The 20,530-nt window shown below is 32.0% G+C and carries 17 protein-coding genes; all 17 read right to left on the minus strand.

Going from position 1 to position 20,530, the window contains the following annotated elements:
* Positions 1 to 147 precede the first annotated feature (147 nt).
* The 17 genes from ACTG47_RS15645 to ACTG47_RS15725 all read right to left on the minus strand — a co-directional run bounded on the left by ACTG47_RS15645 (position 148) and on the right by ACTG47_RS15725 (position 20,486).
* Entirely contained in the window at positions 148 to 822 is a 675-nt protein-coding gene (locus ACTG47_RS15645) for a flavodoxin family protein (protein WP_479925232.1), read from the minus strand.
* A gap of 25 nt (positions 823 to 847) precedes the next feature.
* A complete protein-coding gene (locus tag ACTG47_RS15650; RefSeq protein WP_169465117.1) occupies positions 848 to 2,191 on the minus strand; it encodes a solute carrier family 23 protein in 1,344 nt (447 codons plus the stop codon).
* Positions 2,192 to 2,347: 156 nt separating this feature from the next.
* Positions 2,348 to 2,698 (minus strand): TIGR03792 family protein, encoded by a 351-nt coding sequence (locus ACTG47_RS15655; RefSeq protein ID WP_479925233.1) that lies wholly within the window; start codon positions 2,696 to 2,698, stop codon positions 2,348 to 2,350.
* Positions 2,699 to 2,806: 108 nt separating this feature from the next.
* A complete protein-coding gene (gene lpdA, locus ACTG47_RS15660; protein ID WP_479925234.1) occupies positions 2,807 to 4,207 on the minus strand; it encodes a dihydrolipoyl dehydrogenase in 1,401 nt (466 codons plus the stop codon).
* A gap of 59 nt (positions 4,208 to 4,266) precedes the next feature.
* The gene (locus ACTG47_RS15665; RefSeq protein ID WP_479925235.1) at positions 4,267 to 5,274 is read right to left on the minus strand and encodes a dihydrofolate reductase family protein; all 1,008 of its coding nucleotides are present in this window, start codon (positions 5,272 to 5,274) and stop codon (positions 4,267 to 4,269) included.
* A gap of 26 nt (positions 5,275 to 5,300) precedes the next feature.
* The gene (locus tag ACTG47_RS15670) at positions 5,301 to 6,698 is read right to left on the minus strand and encodes an amidohydrolase family protein (RefSeq protein ID WP_479925236.1); all 1,398 of its coding nucleotides are present in this window, start codon (positions 6,696 to 6,698) and stop codon (positions 5,301 to 5,303) included.
* Between the two features lie 123 nt (positions 6,699 to 6,821).
* Positions 6,822 to 8,087, minus strand: a complete 1,266-nt coding sequence (locus ACTG47_RS15675) for a dihydrolipoamide acetyltransferase family protein (protein WP_479925237.1) — start codon at positions 8,085 to 8,087, stop codon at positions 6,822 to 6,824.
* Between the two features lie 17 nt (positions 8,088 to 8,104).
* On the minus strand, positions 8,105 to 9,082 hold the full coding sequence (locus ACTG47_RS15680; RefSeq protein WP_021385857.1) for an alpha-ketoacid dehydrogenase subunit beta: 978 nt from the start codon (positions 9,080 to 9,082) through the stop codon (positions 8,105 to 8,107).
* Positions 9,082 to 10,062, minus strand: coding sequence for a thiamine pyrophosphate-dependent dehydrogenase E1 component subunit alpha (locus ACTG47_RS15685; protein WP_479925238.1), 981 nt, complete (start codon positions 10,060 to 10,062; stop codon positions 9,082 to 9,084). Before ACTG47_RS15685 ends, ACTG47_RS15680 begins: the two co-directional genes overlap by 1 nt.
* A 35-nt stretch (positions 10,063 to 10,097) precedes the next feature.
* The gene (gene mch / locus ACTG47_RS15690) at positions 10,098 to 11,057 is read right to left on the minus strand and encodes a methenyltetrahydromethanopterin cyclohydrolase (protein WP_479925239.1); all 960 of its coding nucleotides are present in this window, start codon (positions 11,055 to 11,057) and stop codon (positions 10,098 to 10,100) included.
* A 25-nt stretch (positions 11,058 to 11,082) separates the two neighbouring features.
* Complete coding sequence (locus ACTG47_RS15695; RefSeq protein ID WP_479925240.1) at positions 11,083 to 11,874, minus strand: SDR family NAD(P)-dependent oxidoreductase; 792 nt, start codon at positions 11,872 to 11,874, stop codon at positions 11,083 to 11,085.
* Positions 11,875 to 11,922: 48 nt separating this feature from the next.
* The gene (locus ACTG47_RS15700) at positions 11,923 to 14,175 is read right to left on the minus strand and encodes a xanthine dehydrogenase family protein molybdopterin-binding subunit (RefSeq protein WP_479925241.1); all 2,253 of its coding nucleotides are present in this window, start codon (positions 14,173 to 14,175) and stop codon (positions 11,923 to 11,925) included.
* Positions 14,168 to 14,647, minus strand: a complete 480-nt coding sequence (locus ACTG47_RS15705) for a (2Fe-2S)-binding protein (RefSeq protein WP_479925242.1) — start codon at positions 14,645 to 14,647, stop codon at positions 14,168 to 14,170. The genes ACTG47_RS15700 and ACTG47_RS15705 overlap by 8 nt, the downstream gene beginning before the upstream one ends.
* Positions 14,648 to 15,032: 385 nt before the next feature.
* Positions 15,033 to 16,358: a solute carrier family 23 protein gene (locus ACTG47_RS15710; protein WP_169465135.1), complete on the minus strand. Its 1,326-nt coding sequence runs from the start codon at positions 16,356 to 16,358 to the stop codon at positions 15,033 to 15,035.
* Positions 16,359 to 17,392: 1,034 nt separating this feature from the next.
* Positions 17,393 to 18,994, minus strand: coding sequence for an N-acyl-D-amino-acid deacylase family protein (locus ACTG47_RS15715; RefSeq protein WP_479925243.1), 1,602 nt, complete (start codon positions 18,992 to 18,994; stop codon positions 17,393 to 17,395).
* A 105-nt stretch (positions 18,995 to 19,099) separates the two neighbouring features.
* Positions 19,100 to 19,777: a hypothetical protein gene (locus tag ACTG47_RS15720; RefSeq protein ID WP_169465139.1), complete on the minus strand. Its 678-nt coding sequence runs from the start codon at positions 19,775 to 19,777 to the stop codon at positions 19,100 to 19,102.
* Positions 19,778 to 19,790: 13 nt separating this feature from the next.
* Positions 19,791 to 20,486: a DUF5058 family protein gene (locus ACTG47_RS15725; RefSeq protein ID WP_479925244.1), complete on the minus strand. Its 696-nt coding sequence runs from the start codon at positions 20,484 to 20,486 to the stop codon at positions 19,791 to 19,793.
* Positions 20,487 to 20,530: the final 44 nt, after the last annotated feature.

Here is a 20,530-nt window from a genome sequence, read left to right on the forward strand (position 1 = left end):
ATAATATATATTCTATCATATTTATTAATATATCTTACTTTATTACAAATAATTTTTATATACCAAATAACCCCTTTTAATATTTATGATACGCTATCTAATAAATATTGAAAGGGGTTATTTAAATTATACATCATCAAATAGATTCTAGTGATCTTTCACTGGACTCTTTTCATCTTCACTTAATATTCCTAATTCTTCTTTTTCTGTATTCCACTTTTCAAGTCCATATTTAGATACCTTAACAGCTTCAGCTATGCCTCTGCCAAGTCTTTTTATAGTATTCATACCTACCTCATCTTCTTTTGCACCTTGTTCCTTTGCATCCTTACTCCAAATACTAGCACCAGTATATCCTCCAATAAGACCTCCTGTTACCAATACTTCATGCATTAAAAAGAAATTTATAATTGGTAACCTAGCCATTTCTTGACCACCATATCTAGTCCCTCCAGTAGTTATGGCTGCACCTACTTTGTTTTGTAAATTACATCCATGTACTAAATACATGTGTCTCAATCTATTTAATACAGCAGTCAGTTGAGCAGTTATACCCATATCATAAACAGGAGAACCAATTATAAATCCATCTGCCTCTAGTAATTTTTTTTCTAGTTCTCCCATGTCATCTTGTATTGTACATTTTTCTGCTTTTCTCATACAAGCATCACAATGTATACATGGACCTATATTTTTCCCTCTTACAGTCCAAAAATCAATTTCTATACCTGGTATCTTTTTAGCTTCTTCTAATGCTTGGAGTATTGCATATTCAGTTGCTCCCTTTCTTGGACTTCCACATATTCCCAATATTTTAGCCATAACTATACCTCCTATAAATTTTAATTTAAGCCTCTATTTTTATATCATTAGACTTATTCGATTTTATTGATAATATATACTTAATTATCATTGCTACAATGAATACTGATACTATACAAGAGTTTCCAACTAAAGTTCTAATAATCTCTGGAAACTTTTCCAAAGTCTGAGGAACTGAAGTTATACCTATACTTAAGGTAATTGATACTCCAGCTATAAGATTGTTATCTGATGTGAACCCAGATTGACTTATCATATCATAACCAGCCATAGCAATTGATGAAAATACTATTAAAGTAACTCCTCCTATTATGCACGAAGGTATAGTTGTTATTATTGCTCCCAATAGTGGCGAAAATCCAACTAAAATCAATACAACACCTGTAATTGCCAATACAAATCTACTAGTAACCTTGTTTATAGCCACAATTGCAGCATTTTGACCAAATACTCCAGTCGGTATTGAACTAAATATAGATGCTATTATAGATGTCAAGGCATTTCCCATAGTAGCAGACTCTAATTCTTTATCTGTAACTTCTCTATTCATAGCTCCCATAGTAGCAATTGTTGCAGCTCCCATCATATCAGCTATGGCTACCATAAATAAAATAGCAAACATCAATACTAAATCAAGTCTAAATTCTAAACCAAATGCTAATGGCTTTGGAAATGAAAATATTGGAGTTCCTTGAATTGCTGAAAAATCAACCAATCCAAATACAAGTGACACTAAATAGCCAAATATTATACCTATTAAAATGGCAGCATCTTGAACCAATCCCTTACCAAATTTCATAAGCAAAATTATTGCTATAACGACTATAAGCCCTATCATGAAATTTATAGGTTCTCCAAATGTTGCTGAACCTTCTCCTCCAGCTAAATTTTTTACAGCAGTTGGAAATAGGCTAATACCCATACAGGCAATCATTGTACCTGCTATAATTGGAGTAAATAAATGTCTTATCTTCTTAATTCCAAAAGCTATAAAAAACACTACTATTGCTCCACCAATTTGTGCTCCAAAAAGAGCTTTAAGTCCATATTTTCCAGCTACCGAAAGACAGGCTCCTAAAAATACATAATTGGTACCCATTATTACAGGAAGCTTTGAACCCAACCTATATCCTTTAAATAATGGTATTGGATACAATTGTAGTAAGGTTGCTATTCCAGCTACCAACATAGCTCCTTGCATAAGCATAGTTGACATCTGTTTATCAAGTCCTACTATACTTGATATAAGCATAGCTGGAACCATATTACCTGCTATCATTGAAACAAAATGCTGTAATCCTAAAGGTAATGCTTCTTTTAATGGTGGTCTTCCCTCTAAATGAAATTTTGATGTATCGTGCTCTTTCATAAAATAAATCCTCCCATAAATTTTATTTTCTTTACGACCATGAATTTATTAACAATCAATTTTGAGCTATACACACCTTAATATAGTTAATTTATAACTTGAATGCTATTTATTTTGACCACAATATTATTTATGTATAGTTAGTAATACTAAATCTTATTCCTTGTACTCTCTAAGCTTATATCTTTTATTGATTTCATGCTCTGCCTTTATGAATTCTAAGTTTCCCTCACCCATCAATTCAGACATTTTTTTCTTTCTATCATAGAGCCAGTTTTTATCAATATTTTTATAGTACTTATAATCAGTCCAATATATTATTGATGTTATTTCTCCTGGATTACTTTCACTAATCCATATCTCAGAACCAGCAAACCCCTCTAATAATTCAAGACCTTTAACCCAAATTTCATAGTCTAATTGTAAGTACTTTTCTATTAATTCAGTATCTACCCTAAAAGTTAATTCTTCAACAAATAAAGGTTTTTCAAATACTTTTAATTTCATATTATATACTTCCTTTTTTAATATTTAACTACTTTTCTATACAATTGTTTTCAACTTAATCCACCTATATATAACCACTTCTTATTCTTATATTTATTTCTTACAATATCATTTTCTGACAGGTGGCATATGTATTGATTTATCTAATATTCCCATAGATGCTTCTAAAAAAGCTTCTGATAAGGTTGGATGTCCATGCATAACACTTGCAACTTCTTCAACTGTCAACATAGCTTTCATTGCAACCACAGCCTCATGGATTAAATCACTAGCATTAGGCCCTATAATATGAACCCCATATATTGTAGTTTTATCCTTTGAGGCAATTATCTTGACCATGCCCTCTGAATCATTCATTGTAAGTGCTTTCCCGTTACCAGAAAACTGAAACTTACTGACAACATAATCTAATTTTTTATCCTTAACTTCTTCCTCAGATAATCCAACTGTAGACACCTCTGGGAAAGTAAAAATTGAATTTGGCACTAGATTATAATCTACACTCGTTTTTTCTCCTACCATTCGTTCAACAGCAACTTTACCTTCTTCAGATGCGACATGTGCAAGCATTACTCCTCCAATCACATCTCCAATTGCATATATTCCTGGTACAGAAGTGCAATAATTTTCATCAACTTTTATTCCTTTTTTGTCATAGCTTATACCTAGACCTTCTAGGTTTAACCCATCTACATCAAGCTCTCTTCCTGTAGATATAAGTACATTGTCACAAGGTAGCTTTATTTTTTCTCCATCCTTACTTACCTTTGCAACTAATCCTTCACCATTCTTATATATTTCTTCTACTTTTGATGAAATTATTATTTTTATCCCTCTTTTATTTAGTAATTTACTTAATCTAGAAGATACCTCTTTATCAACCATAGGAATTATAGTATCCAAAAATTCAACAATAGTCACATCTGAACCAAATTCGTTTAAGATTCCTGCAAACTCAATTCCTATAACTCCTCCTCCAACGATTACAATTTGCTTAGGCAAAGTGTCTATTTCTAAGGCTTCTTTACTCGTTATTACTCCTTCTAAATTAGCTCCTTTTATCGGTGGCTTAGAAGATTTTGAGCCAGATGCAATTAAAATATTTTTACCTTTAATTATTTTCTTAGACCCATCCTCCAATTTTATTTCTACAGAATCTTTACTTATTAGTTTTGCTTCACCCTTTTCTATTACTACTTTATTAGCCTTCAACAATCCTTTTACACCACTAGTTAAAGTCTTTACTACCTTTTTCTTTCTTTCTTGTACTTTTTCTAAGTCCAGCCTATATTGTTCAACTTTTATACCATATTCTTCAGCATGATTAAAATAATTTAAAACTTGGGCATCCTTAAACAATGTCTTTGTAGGAATACAACCTGTATTCAAGCAAGTACCTCCAAGTTCATTTTTTTCTATAATTACAACATTTAATCCAAGTTGAGCTCCTCTAATTGCTGCGACATATCCACCTGGTCCACCACCAATTACTATTAAGTCAATGTTCATCTTCACTATTCCCCCTTTTAAATCATAATGGTTAATTCACTATGACCAAAATTTTGCTATCAATATTTATATCCAGTTAAATCTATTTGACTTTTAATATCATAATGGAGTTTTTGACGTGTAAAAATAAAATTATTTTTATGAATTCCTATTGTCAATAATTCTGAATGTGGATGTTCTAAATGGCTATAAGCTATTGTACAACCCGGAGTCATCCTTCCACCTACAAATACCATCGAATAATTTATAAAATATTCATCCAATAACTTATTTTCTATCAAGTGTGTGCAATATGAAGGAGATTCTACACAGACTTTCTCTATTCCTAAATTTTTAAGTACATAAAGTAATACCTCAGAATCTGGCATACTATCTTTTCCAGTGACTATTACAGGAAAAACATCAAAATCTTTATATAATTCTTCAAATGTACAATCATCAACATCTTCAATTGAACTAAAACTTCCTATACACACATGTTTCAGAGGAGAGTTTTCTTTTATATATTCCCAACCATTTGGAGATGTAGCTATGACCATTTTGTATTCTTGGCTTTTATCAACTTTAAATGTGTAGTGATTAAATGGAATATCTGTAGCATCAAAGGAAACTACTACTCCACATGGTTGATATTTTTTATTTAAACAATCTTTTCTTTGTTGTGTCAGACCTTCATCATATACATGACATGTTATTCCAGGTTCATTTTGTAAAGTTTTAGCTCCAATAATCACAGCATCTGAACATGTTCTTAATACATTTAAAACCCAAAAATCTGCTAGAGCACCATCTGGGTCTATAAAATTATTTTTTCCAATTAAAGGACCTGCCTTATTATCTTCATATGCCATCTTTCCATCAGAAGATAAAACCATAGAAGAAAATGTATATGGTCTTTTTTCACTTGCTTGAGGAAAAAATAATTCTGTATAATACTCTACAACATCTGGTATACATACATCTTCTTTAGAATTTGCTTTTATTGCACTTAATAGCTTTTCATTTCTATTCAATACATCTATTTTTAAATTACCTCTTGGTATACTAAAAAATTCAAGGTTATTCATACTCTTACCACCCTCTCTTAATTGTTTTACAATCCATAAATTCTTTTTCCCCACTGTACATTACCTAGACCAACGTCAGATATTAATTTATTTGCTATTTGTTGAGTTTTATATAGAACCTTTTCTTCATCTATAGTAGTTATCTGATTATTCTCCATAACCACTTTCCCATCTATAATAGATGTTTCTATATTATTTGGAGTAGATGAATATATTAGTGAACTAATTGGATCGTGAATTGGTATAGAAATTGAACTTTTGTATGGGTTATAAATTACAATATCGGCGTTTTTTCCTACCTCTATTGAACCTAGTGAGTCCAATTTATTTATAGATTTTGCTCCCCCCAAGGTTGCCATTTCAAGTACACTTGATGAAGGTAAAAGTTTTGCATCTCTATGAGTAACCTTTTGTAATAATGTAGTCATTTTCATCACTTCTAGCATATTTTGAGTATCATTACTAGCAGAGCCATCGCATGCAAGACTTATAGTTAAACCTTCTTCTATAAATCTTGGAATTGGTGCCACTCCTGCTGCTAGAACCATATTAGATACAGGGTTGTGAGATATTTTAACATCATACTTTTTAAATAGCTCTATGTCTTCATCTGACATGTGTATACAATGAACTGCAATAAAATCAGGACCTAAAATCCCCATCTTTTCAAGATATGGTACAGTTCTCATACCTCTATCATCTAAACAATATTTATCATCATCTTCAGTTTCAAGTAAATGCATTGTTATTGGTATATTAAGTTCATCAGCTATCTTTCTTATCTCTTTATAACCATCTTCTGTGTTATCCCATATAATCCCAGGTGCCAATGCCATACTAATTCTTGAATGATTCTTATATTTTTTATCTAATCTTCTAACATCATCAAAGAATTTTTGTTCTGTATCATGATAAGTACAACCAAATTCCTCAGGAAATTTACTTGTATCTGTAAAACCTCTGCCAAGTATCCCTCTTATTCCTAAGTCTTCAAATGCTTGTATTATGCTATCATCAAGTCCTTCTTTTCCATGGCAATACATATAATCGAGTATGGTAGTTGTACCTGTTTTAATTGCTTCTATACACCCTGTTAATGCTGCATAATAGCAACACTCCTCATCTATCTTATGGATAGTTCTTCTAACAGAACTATCAAGCCAGTCTAGTAATAATTTATCTCTTCCTAATCCCTTTAATAAAGTCTGAAATAGGTGAGAATGAGTACTTATAAATCCAGGAAAAACAACTTTATCTTTAGCATCTATAGTTTTTTCTGAAACATATTTTTCTAGTAAAGTAGCCTTTCCTATATCAATTATCTTGCTCTTTTCAATTATTATACAAGCATCTTTTAATATTTCCCTCTCAGTATTCATTGAAATTAGATAAGCGTTTTTAATTATCAAATCTACTTTTCTCATGCAGTAACCTCCATATAAATTTTCGCCATACTTTAATTTTGACAGATAGTTTGGAGAGAAAAAATCTTTCGAGAAACGCATAACAAACTATCTGCCAGATTACTGTGGTTCTATAAAATTATTTTACATCCATCTAAAATCTAAAAGGTTTTGAGTGACTTCTTGAAGAAAACGTGCTCCAGGAGCTCCATCCACAACTCTATGGTCATGAGTCAAGCTCATATTCATTACAGAACCCGCATAAAATGCGCCATCTTTTACAAGAACCTTCTCTATTATACTTCCAATACCTAAAATGGCACTTTCTGGTGTATTTAATACTGGAGTAAAATAAGTTATTCCAAACATACCTAAATTAGTTATAGTAATAGTTCCATTACTCATTTCATCTTGATTTAATTGATTATTTTTAGCTCTTTCACTTAAATCACTCAACTCTATACATATAGTTCTTAAGTCTTTTAAATTTACATTCTTTATTACAGGAACTACTAATCCATTTGGAATGTCTACAGCCACACCTACATTAATCTCATCATTTATTTTAAAATGATTTTCATCAAATACTTGTGTTCTAAGTTTAGGATGATTTTCAAGAGCCTGGGCTACAGCTTTTATTATAAGAGCTGTATAACTCAGTTTAATACCTGCGTTTTTATATTTTTCTTTTAAACTTTTATATACTTTAGTTAGATTTGTAATTTCTAGTTCAGTAGCAATCGTCGTTTGAGCTGTTGTCAATAAACTTTCATGCATTTTTTTTGCTATAACATTTTGCATTTGAGTCATTTTAATTACCACATCATTTTCCCCTATAGTTGTTTTAGTGTTCTTAATTTGAGGAATAGATGTAGCATCTTGCCGTACACTCTTTTCAGATACTTTGCTTTGATTAGTTTCCATTACCTTTTCTTCTAGATTTTTATTCATGAAGTTTTTCAAATCATCAATTGTTATTGCTCCATGTATTCCTGTCCCATCTATATTTGAATAGTTAATACCTTTCTCTTCAGCTATTTTTTTAGCTCTTGGAGTTATTTTCTTCTCCTTCTCCAAATTTTTCTCCTCTGTTATCTGCTCTAAACTTGGAGTATCTTCTTCTTTTTCTATATCTGTTTTAACTGTTAGATTAAGTCCACTAATATCTTCATTTGCATCTGCAATTATACAGATTATTTCCCCACAATTTACGACTTCACCCTCTTCAAACAGTATCTTTCTTAGTACTCCACCTTCTGTTGCTTCAACTGTATTAGTTATCTTATCCGTTTCAATTTCTAAGAGTTCATCTCCCTTATTTACAATGGCACCTTCTTCAATCAACCATGTACCAATTGTCCCATCTTCCATAGAAAGACCAAACTTTGGCATTTTAACCTCTGTAATCATGACTTATCCTCCCTTGATTAATATTGCATAACTTCTCTACAAGCTTTAATTAGATTTTCTAATTTTGGCAAAACAAAGTCTTCTAAAACTGGTGCATATGCCACTGGAGCATCAATTGATGTAACTCTTTTTATTGGTGCACTTAGATACTCAAATACATCTTCATTTATCATGGCAGATATTTCAGCCGCCCATCCTCCTACTCTTGGTCCTTCTTGAGCAATAACCAATCTGCTAGTTTTTGCTACTGATTCTACTATGGTTTTTTTGTCATAAGGAAAAACAGTTCTAAGGTCAATTATTTCTACATTAATTCCTTCTTTTTGAAGTTCATTTGCAGCTTTATGTGCTAGACCTAACATCATTTGAGTAGCTACTATTGTAACATCACTACCAACTCTCTCAATCTCAGCCTCATACAAAGGTATCTCATATGGTTCAACTGGTACTTCGCCCTTAACGTTATACAGCATTTTATGTTCCAAAAATAACACTGGATTATCGTTCTTTATAGCTGATAATAACATCCCCTTAGCTTCATAAGGTGTTGTTGGTGAAACCACTACAAGTCCTGGAGTATTCATAAACCATGATTCTGCACAAACTGAGTGATGATATGCACAGCGTATACCAGCCCCCTGCACTGCACGGACAGTAATTGGACAATGAGCTTTCCCTTGAAACATAAAATTAAGCTTTGCTGCATTATTTACAAGTTGGTCAAAACAAACACCTAAAAAATCTGCAAACATTATCTCAGGTACGGGTCTTAATCCACAAAGAGCTGCTCCATTTGATAATCCTAATATAGCTGACTCTGATAAAGCTGTATCCTTGATTCTATTTGGCCATTTAGCCATTATCCCCTTAGTAATTCCAAAATCTCCACCCATCTTAGCAACATCTTCACCTAATATAAAAACTCTATCATCATTTTCCATAGCTTGATGAAGTGCTTCATTTATTGCCATTCCATACGAAAGTTTTCTTCCCATTATCTTATTTCCACCTCTCTATCAACATATGTGTGTGTAACTGCATCTTTAACATCTGGTGATGGACTCTCCAATGAGAATCTTAGCATTTCTTGAACATCAGCCTCTATTTCTTCTTCAATATTTTTAAGTACATTTTCTGACATACATTCTCTCTCAATAAGTACTTTTCTAGTTAGCTTTATTGGGTCTCTGTCTTTCCAATACTTAACTTCTTCCTCTGGTCTATACGCTGCAGGGTCTCCTGCAAAATGACCTTGCCAACGATAAGTAAGAAACTCTATTAATGTTGGACCTTCACCTTTTCTTGCTCTATCTGCTGCTTTTTCTACTATCTCAATTACTGCTTCTACATCATTCCCATCCACTCTATAACTTGGAATCTCGTATCCTTCACCCCATGTTTTTAATTCTTTTTGAGGATGAGAATCTGTATAGTGTGTAGATATAGCATACTGATTATTAAGTAAACAGTATATTATTGGTAATTTCCATGTAGCTGACATATTGAGACTTTCATGACAAGTACCTTCTCCTAAAGTTCCATCCCCTAAAAATACTGCTGTTACATCATCAGTTTCTTTATATACAGATGCAAAAGCTGTACCTAAGCAAGTTACCATAGTAGAACCTTGTATTCCATTGAATCCCATATTTCTACATTCAATATCGTTTATATGCATTGAACCACCTCTGCCACCATTTATACCTGTAGCTTTAGCAAATATTTCAGCCATTACAAGTTTTGGGTCGGTTCCACAAAGTGCTATAGTTCCATGTCCTCTATGGTCTGGAAATTTATAATCTGTTTTTCTAAGTGCATCTACTACACCTGCTTGACAAGCCTCCTGCCCTATACTTAAATGTACAAATCCTGGTATAGTTCCATTTGCAGCATACTCTTCTATTACTTCTTCAAATCTTCGAATCATAACCATATCACGGTATAATTTTTCTAATCTTGTTTTATCTAACACCATTTTGTATCCCCCTAAATTAATAGAATTTAAATCATTTATTTTAAAAAACTTCTTTCAAGAGCTGAATAATTTATCTCTCCTGATGAAAATGATTTTCCAGTATTTATATTGTGTATCTGTATTTTTCCAATTGAATGTACATCATGGTCTACATAGAAAAAATCTCTTCCTGCTTTTTCAAATACATCCTCAAATAATTCTCCATAATTTGGAGACGAAGTTTTCCCTGCCAATTGATGTATAGTCTTGGCAATAGCAGTATCAGTTGAATCTACCCAAAACTCAGTTTCACTTCCATAAATTAATGCATCGTTTATTCTTCCCATAGTCTTAATTTCATCTTTTACTATTGGCGCTATTGGCGCTTTCCCTCTTGCAAGTACGATTTGACTTGCATCAAAATTTTTTTCAAACATTTTATGGCATACTTGCTCAATGATTCTTGCTGATACCTGCATTGATGCTACGATACACGTACTAGGTGAAATCAATATATATGTGTCTTCAGGTTTTACTTTACAAGCATTTGCAACTTCTAAAATAGTTTTATCATCAGGGTATTTTATATCTTGAATGCATAAGACTGCTTCATGATAATCATCTTTATATGGAGTCATTTCAAAATACCAATCTGATTTAACCCTTGCTAAAGCTCTTGCTGGACCTGACCCTATAGTCGCAAACTCTCCTTCACCTAGTTTCCACCCTGCAATCTGTGAACCCATACATGCGATTAAAGGCTTATCTATGAATACTTCAACAGATGAAAAAGAATATTCTTCATTTAATTTAAAATCTCCCAGTGTCACTATTCCTAAATCACCTATAGAAGCTCTGGTAAACAAAACACCTGCTTTCCAACTTCCACTACAATTTAGACCCATATCAATTATAGTTGCTCCACAATTTGTCTTAATAACCTCACATCCTAAAGATTCTGCATCTTCCAGTATTTCTCTTACTACTACCATCGCCTTTTTATTTAAACTTATCATTTTTATACCTCTCAATATATTTTATTTATGCCTTTTTTCCACAGACATCAATTGCCGCTCCCATTATTGGACTAGCTTCATCAGATGCTAGAAAAGTCACAATTTTTGATACTTCTTCTACTTGCAACATTTCTTCAAGTGGTATTGTAACTGCATCATCATAATCGAATCTTTTTCTTGTATATTCTGTATTTGTCATTCCTAAATATATTGCATTTACATTAATCCCATATTCTTTCACTTCTTCAGATAGAGTTTGAGTAAAACTTACCACACCTCCTTTAGAAGCAGCATATGCACCAAATCCTGGAAAAAAATGTTTTGCTGCTGTTGAACTAATATTTATTATTTTTCCATATTTCTTATCTATCATTGTTTGTAGAACAGCCTTAGTACAATAGAAAGTTCCACTCAAATTTGTCTTTATCTGAGCATCCCATTCTTCAATTGTAGTATCAATTACTGGACATGATTTATGAATAGCAACATTATTAATCAAGACATCTACAGTCCCAAATTTTTCTATTAAGTTTTTAAAGCAATTATCCACATCTTCCGATTTACTTACATCACAAACTGCAACGAATGCTCTCCCTCCTGATTTGATAATTTTGTTCGCAATATTATCCAACTTATTTTTAGTTCTTCCAATCAAAATTACAATTGCACCTTCTATTCCAAAATCTAAAGCAAAACCTGCTCCTAATCCTTGACCTGCTCCTGTTATCACAACAACCTTATCTCTAAATCTTAAATCCATAACCACCACACCCTTTACATTCACAGAATTTATACTTACATCTAGAAAAAGTGCCACACTACAGTATCTAAAATTTCTTAAATAGTTCTTTCTCGTAAGAAAAGATTAAATACTTATATTTTCTAGTAAAATATCTCTCTTTAATGGTAAACTATAAAAATCACAATTTAGTGCATTAGCTACAGCATTTGAAACAGCTGGTGCTGAGGGTACCACTGAACACTCCCCTATACTCTTCGCACCAAATGGACCACCAGGTTCTCCACATTCTATCATGCCTACTTTTACCTTAGGCATTTCACTTGCTTTTATCATATGGTATGAGCGAAATGAATTAGTCTTTATTCTTCCTCTATCATCAAATTCAAGTGCCTCTGTCAAAGCATATCCGATTCCCATCTGAATTGCCCCTTCAATCTGACCTTCTACAGACATTGGATTTAGTGCTTTTCCTACATCATGTACTGCCACATATTCTAGTACCTTTACATCACCTAATTTTGTATCAACTTCAACTTTAGCAAAATGTGCACCATATGAACTTGCGCCAGTGTCTGAAGCAAATGTCTCGACTCCAATAATTTCTCTTAAATTTACTCTTTGTGCATGTATCATAACATCACACAATGTAGCATGTTTATCAGCATTTTTAATAGAATAAACTCTATCTTTTTTTAATTCTATCCATTCTTCATCCTCTTCGAGAAGTTGCGATGCTTCTTTTAAAAGTTGTTTTTTTACTGAGTTAGCAACTTTTAAAGCTGCATTTCCAGATACGAATACTCCTCTACTTGCATAGTCACCTAGATTCCATGGTGATGCTTCTGTATCTGCTTGTATACACTCTATTTTTTCTTGGCTTATTCCAAGTATTTCAGATATAATCTGCACTTGAACACTTACAGATGCATTTCCCATATCATGAGTACCTGTATATAATACAGCTGAACCATCTTCATTCATCTTAAGCATCAAAGCGGTTATATCTCTATGTGCTCCAAAACATCCATTTCCATGTGAGCCAACTGCCATGCCTATACCGATTAAGAATCTCCCACTTGAATCATTTTGTTGTTTAACCTGTTTTTTCCATTCAAATATTTCCATCCCTTTTTTGATACAGTCTATTGGTCTTGGATTACCATGAGGACTTTTAAATCTTTGGTCTATTCCATCAGGCTCAACTAAGTTCTTAAGTTGCAAATCTAAAATATCCATGTTGAGTTTCTTCGCAATCTTATTTAATTGTGATTGTTGACCAAAGAAAGCTTGTGGAGAACCATATCCTCTCATAGCTCCCGCAATTGGAGTATTTGTATACACTGGAATCCCAGTGTATCTCATATTTTCAATTTTATATGCTTTAAAAACCTTATGGCTCATAGCTCCTATTACATTTAGAGCACTTGAGGTGTATGCCCCTGTATTTGTAATAACTTTCATATCTTGTGCTATAATTTTGCCATTTTTCATAACACCTGTTTTTAGGTATACAACTGCACCATGTCTAGTTCTTGTTGAAGCCATAGTTTCTCTCCTGTTAAGCTCTAGTTTTACAGGTCTACCTGATAGTTTTGCCAGTAAAGCCACTATTGGCTCAATGGTAATTTCCAATTTTCCTCCAAAAGCACCTCCAATAGCTGGACTTACCAGTCTTACCTTATTCATTGGTAATTCAAATATTTTAGATAATATTACCCTAAAAGCAAAAGTATTTTGGTTAGGACTATAAACTGTAAGTTTTCCACTATAATCATAGTCTGCAATAGCAACATGAGTTTCTATAGCCCCATGATGTATAGCTGGGAGCGTATATTTATCTTTAAAAATATAATCAGCTTTTTTCATGGCTTCTTCTACATTTCCACATTCTTGCACATTTTTTGGAAGTTTATTACCACCTTTATGTATTGGATAAGCATTTTCTTTTATTGCTTCTTCTGGGTCGAATACTGAAGGTAACTCTTCATACTCAACCTCAATAAGTTTCAACGCCTTTTCAGCTGTTTTTAAATCTTCAGCTGCAACCGCTGCAACTTTATCCCCCACAAAACGAACAATATCATCAAAAATGTATTCAACTTCAGGCAATTCATGTTCATAAAACCTCATTGCGCTGTTAAAAGCTATTCTTGGTGAATTTTTATATGTAGCTATAGCTTTTACTCCTTCTAATTTTTCTGCTTTTGATGTGTCTATTCTCTTAATCTTTGCATGTGCTACAGGGCTAAATAATACCTTGGCATATAGCATATTTGGGATTTTCATATCTGCAGTATATTTAAGTTGACCAGTAGCTTTAAGCACAGCATCCCTTATTGGAACTCTTTCACCTATAACATTCAGTTCACTACTCATATACTGCACCTCCCATTCTTTTTGCTGATAAAAGTATAGCCTCGACAATTTTTACATATCCTGTACATCTACAAAGATTATTGTCTATGGACTTTCTAACATCCATTTCAGAAGGATTTGGATTTTTATCCAGTAAAGCTTTTGCTGACATTATCATACCTGGAGTACAATATCCACATTGTACAGCTCCACAATCAATAAAGGCCTGTTGGATTGGATGTATATTGATTCCATCTGATAATCCTTCAATTGTCAGGATTTTTTTACCCACTGCGTTTCTTGCTAAAATCAAACATGAATTCACTGCTTCTCCATTTAAAATTATTTTACAAGCTCCACAATCACCTGTACTACATCCACATTTACTTCCAGTTAGATTGAATTTTTCTCTTAAGACATAAAGTAAAGTCCACTTATTTTCTATGGCTACCTCTCTCACTCTGCCATTTATATCAAGTTCAATAACCTCCATAACCTTCACCTTCCACCTACAGAATTTAATTATGTATATCTCTATGAAATTTAAAATTTAATTAATTTGTCTGTATTATTTAAGTTCTTTTTTCAACTCTTTTTTACACAAAATCCTCTAATTATAGATAAAAAAAGAGGAGCAAGGCGCTCCTCTTGGATATCCTTTCAGATTATACTTTTATTAAAATGAGTATCATATCTTTTGATTATTCAAGTTTTTAAGGTTTTTGGGTAAAAAAAATAGAAGCAAGGCGCTCCTTCTTGGATATCCTTTCAGATTGTATTTATAAGCTATTAGGTTTCCTTCAAAGTTCAATCCTATTTTTGGTAAAAAAAATAGAAGCAAGGCGCTCCTTCTTGGATATCCTTTAGAATTACGTTCTCTAAGCTTTACAACTTCCTTCACTCTCAACTACATCTTCTTTTTCCTTAGGTAATATGACATTTAGTATTAAAGATAATAAAGCTGTTCCAGATATACCAGTCATTAAAGTGACTACTATACTTGGCAAAAATGCTAATGCAGCTTGATTAAAATAACCACCCATACCAATACCTAATGAAACTGCTAAAATTGTTATGTTACGATTTGTCATTTTACCCATTCCAATAACTTTAATACCTGATGATGCAATTGTTCCAAACATCATAACTAATGTTCCTCCAATAACTGGATTTGGTGTTAAAGCTAATATTTGTGCAAACTTTGGGAAAAATGCTAAAATACCTAATATTACTCCTCCAAGTGCTACTATGTACCTACTTGCAACACCTGTCATACAAATTATTCCTATGTTTGGGCTACCTGATATGACTGGAAGTCCATTGAACAAAGCTGCAAAGCAACTTCCAACTCCATCTGCTCTTACTGCCCTCATCAATTCTTTTTGTGTAGGCAGTCTATTTTCAACAGAACTGACAACACCTGTAGTATCTCCTATTATCTCCATAACTGTTACAATATGAATTGTACATATGGTTATAATAGCCCCTAAGTTAAACTCCAGTCCCCAAAACACAGGTTTCGGCATTGCAAACCAATTTGCTTGTGCCATACTAGAAAAGTCAACCATACCAAATATCACTGCTACTATATACCCTATCACTATTGAAATTATTATGGATGCTACCTTTAGAAAACCTTTTCCAAACTGATTTAAAATGAGTGTCAACAATAATGTAAATACAGCTAAAGAAAAATTAGCAACTACATCAGGGCTATGAACGTCAAATGATACTGCATAGTCAAATGAAGAACTCATAAGTGATAAACCAACTGCTAAAACAACACTTCCTGTAACTGTAGGTGTAAAATATCTATGCAAATATTTTACTGCATAAGGTCCTACTAAAGTTAAAACTAAACTTCCTACAAGTACTGCCCCAAAAGCTCCAGCAATACCAACATCATTATTCGTACTTAAGGCAATTAATGGTGCTACAAAGGTGAAACTACCACCAGTAACAATCGGCAACCGTGACCCTACTGGCCCAATCCCCATAGATTGCAGTATGGTGCTCACTCCTGCAATCAACATCGAACATTGAATCAAAAATGCAGTCTCACTTAGTGAGAGACCCATGCCAACAGCTACTAAAATAGCGCCCGACATAGTACCCGCAAAAGCAGAAAAAACGTGTTGCATACTAAGCGGTATTGCTGTTAGAAACTTTGGCTTGTCATTGAATCCATACTTGTAATTTTCCATATCTTACCCCTTATCGCTCCCGCCATTGCCGCCAAATGTATGGAGCTATGTAATAAATTATTAGTAACCTTAAAAGTTAGAGCCTAATAAATATTGCACAGTTAAATTATGAAGTTTTAGTGATACATTTTGAAATTAGAAAAGCTCTAATTTAAGGAGTGGCGGAGGATTACTTACTAAAAAAATAAAACGTTTGCTTTTGCATTATTTTTATTTTTTGTAAACTAGGTAATTAATCCGATTTTTAATTGTATTATACAGTCACGATTTTAGACTGTCAAGATTATTCTGACAATTTAATTTCGCCTTTATTCGAATTTCTTAAAATAAAAATAGTACTTGTTTTGTAGAATAAAGTCAGCATTAAAATTCTTTAATGTTTAAATTATAGTTATTTTTTTATCATTTTTATTTAACTTTATAAGATATATATAAAGAATTACAAGTCAATCTAAAGTAATTTTACATGTTATCTTCTTATAACAACCATAATATATAATGCTCATCTATATTACATTTATCATATTTCATGTAAGTAAATTATATTAACTAATATATAGAAAACTTCTTCTTGAACAGTTAGAATTTTTCTTTATTAAACGACTGTCATATGATGATAAAGACTATATTTTTCATATACTCACAACCAATAATAGAATATATTTAGAATCGTAATTATATGTTATATCATTTTAATATATATAACCTAATTTAAATTATTTCTATGACTTTTAAGTAATGAAATATATAATCTTTTCTTTAATATAATTTTTATATATTTGTTATAATTTTATCATTTTTTGTTTATAAAATATTTTTTCCAAAACTATATAATTTCTTATTTATCCAATTTTTCTACATAATTTAACGATTAAAAATATTATTTTTTTACCATAAAACGAAAATATTTTTTTATCTTTTTTATATACATATTCACTATTATTAAAATAAATATGATTTTATTACTATTAGTAAAAACGAAATCTGATTTTTATATAAATAAATTTCATATTCCGTCTTTACTTATTTGGCATTTATTTTTTTAATACTTCACCACATTGAGTCTCAGTAACTTTGCCCTCCTCCAATGCGATTTTCCCATTTACAATTACATACTCAACACCTTTAGCTAATAATTGTGGTTTTGAGAAATCAATATCTTCTGACCTAGGATAACTATAGTTTTCTATATCAATAACAGCTATATCAGCTATTTTTCCTTCTTTAAGAATACCTCTATTTTTTATTTTAAATTGTCTGGCTGGCAACGAAGTAACTCTTCTTACAATTTCTTCTAACCTTACACCTGATTTTCTGTACATACTGAAGAAAATTGGAAAGGCTCCTCTTCTTTGTAGTTCAAACCATGACATATCTCCACCTACACTAAACAAACAATCTGAACCAACCATAACAAATGGATTATCAATTATTTTATTGTCATGCAATTTATCTGGGAAATCAGCTCTATACATCCCCCCTAAACAAAAGATAAGCTCTTCATCTCCATATAAAAGTAAATCAAGTAATAATGTATCCTCATCCACACCTTTTTGAATAGCTATTTCACGTATTGATTTTTTTTCCATATCAATATCTTTAGTATTTAAAAGTATTATACTTCCTCTATCTCCAAGTATAAATGCCTCTTTTAATATAAGTGCTCTTCCCTCTTCATTTCTAAGAGCATCCATCACTCCATCCATACCTAATTCAAATAGGCTAGACGATATTGCCATAATAAACTGAATTACTCTTTTCTTTTTCATACAATGCCCAGAACTTCTAGGTACTGTATCAACCATTATATCAACACCATTGTATCTAGCTTTTAATATCTCATCAAAGGCTTCTATTTCAACTGGACTTAAGTGAGATACTTGTACTCTAGCCCCACTTTTTTGACCAACCTCTATAGTTTCTTTTACTGCATTATATCTCCCTATATAATCTCTAATATGAGATGTATATATACCATCATGTTCTTTAATCAACTTTGCAATGTCAACCAGTTCCTCAATATCAGCATACTTACTTGGTATATATGCTAATCCAGTAGATATTCCAAAAGCCCCACTTTTCATACCATCATTTATTATATTTGTAATTTCTTTTTTTTCGTCTTCTGTAGGTGGTCTATCTTTTGACCCTCCCATAACACTCCATCTTATAGTCCCATGCCCCAACAAAAATCCCATATTAATAGAAATACCACTTTTAGATATAAGGTCACAATATTCTGTTAAATTATTCCAATATTTATTTTTATCTATAAGATACTTTTTTTCTTCTTCAAGTAATAAACCATTTTTATACATATATTCATATACATTTTCAGAAGAATATGGTGTTATAGAATGTCCACAATTACCATTTATAGTTGTTGTAACTCCTTGTTTTAGGAATTTTTCAAATTTACCATCTAGTATTGCCACTATCTCTTCATGAACATGAGGGTCAATAAATCCAGGGGTTATAGCTTTCCCAAGGCAATCAATTTTTTTATTTGTGTCGTCATTTATCTCAGAATCTATTTTAACTATTAAATTATCTTTAACTGCTATGTCTCCATAAAAACCAACATCTCCAGTCCCATCTACTATAAATCCATTTTTTAATATTAAATCGTATATCAAGATATTCCCTCCCTAAAATCGTACTTTTAAGTAATTTTTTCTGCAATTTTTTGTACATTAAAACTAAATTATAATACTTAAGAGTTTATTATTATTTCAATGTTATTAATCACTAAGTTTATCTTTATACATAGCTCTTGCAATTAATATAGTCCCAAATACACATATAAGAACTACTAAAGATTGTGGTATTATACCTTGCTTTGATAGTGTAATCGTTAATACAGATATTACGATTGCTACTATACCTAATTTTTTATCCTGTAAAAATACTTGTCCAAATACTGACCCAAATAGAGCTGGTAATATTAAATTTAGTTTTTCTACTACTTCAGCTGGAATCTTAGATAATACACTTCCTCCTAGAATTACTCCTATAGTTAATATACTTATATTCACTAAAATAGATACAGCTATACCTATTGTAGATATTATTGAACCTTCTTCTGTCCCTGATTCAACTTCTGCTGCCTTTTGAGCTGCTATTGAACATGGTAGTCTCATATTAGATATATTTCCAGAAAGAAAACTCATATAAGTTCCTGGTATACCTAAAATTGGAGAATAAGAAACTGGCTCTATTATGTAGTTTGGAGCACTCATACTAACAATTGCCATCGTACTTGCCAATAATGCTGATATTGGAGGCATAAGACCAAATCCAAAACTCAAAATTATTCCAGGAACCAAAGCTGCTATAATACCCAAAGATAAAGTCAATCTTCCATACCTTATCATAAAAGGTAAGTACTCTTCATTGTATATAGATTTTACTTTACTCATAAAACTTCCCCCTTTATATTACTGAAGCTATTATCATTCCACTGAACATTGATATTGTAAGCCCCCACTCTCTTAACCATTTTATATTTTTCTTCTTTTCAATCATACATAATATTATCATTATAGCCATCCCACTTATACATGCAATTGTTCCATTATCAAAACGTAACACCCTATCAGCATTTAGATATGCAAATGAACCTAGCATAGCTCCTAAAGATATTATTGGTATAAATGATTTCTTACCACTAGATATGACATTAGTTATCTTATCCAATTTATGTCCAAACAGTAACGTGAATATTATCCATCCTAAAGAACCAAGTATCATAGTCCAAACCGCATTTGTAAATGCCAATTTTGTCATTTCAGAAGAACCCAAAGTTATACCTAACGCATCTGTTCCAAACCCTGCTGACATAGATTCAAAAATTACAGAACCTATAAACGATAATCTCATCCATGCTATGGGTCCACCCATAGTGACTATAAGTGATACCATTCCAGCAAATATAGTCATTGAAGGTCCTATAGCTGAAATAGCACTACTTTTAACAGCCGATTTTATTTGTTTATCTGTTATTCCCATTGTTTTACCAACTTTACATGATTTTATAGCAAATATAAGAGATTGTACCACTACTATTGATACTGCTACTGTACTTGCTATCCACAAGAGTGGGTGATTGGCTAATTTTAAATAATCCATTTATAAAACCTCCCTATAAATCCTCAACTTTTATTAATACTTCT

Source organism: Clostridioides sp. LIBA-6622 (genome assembly GCF_056716095.1).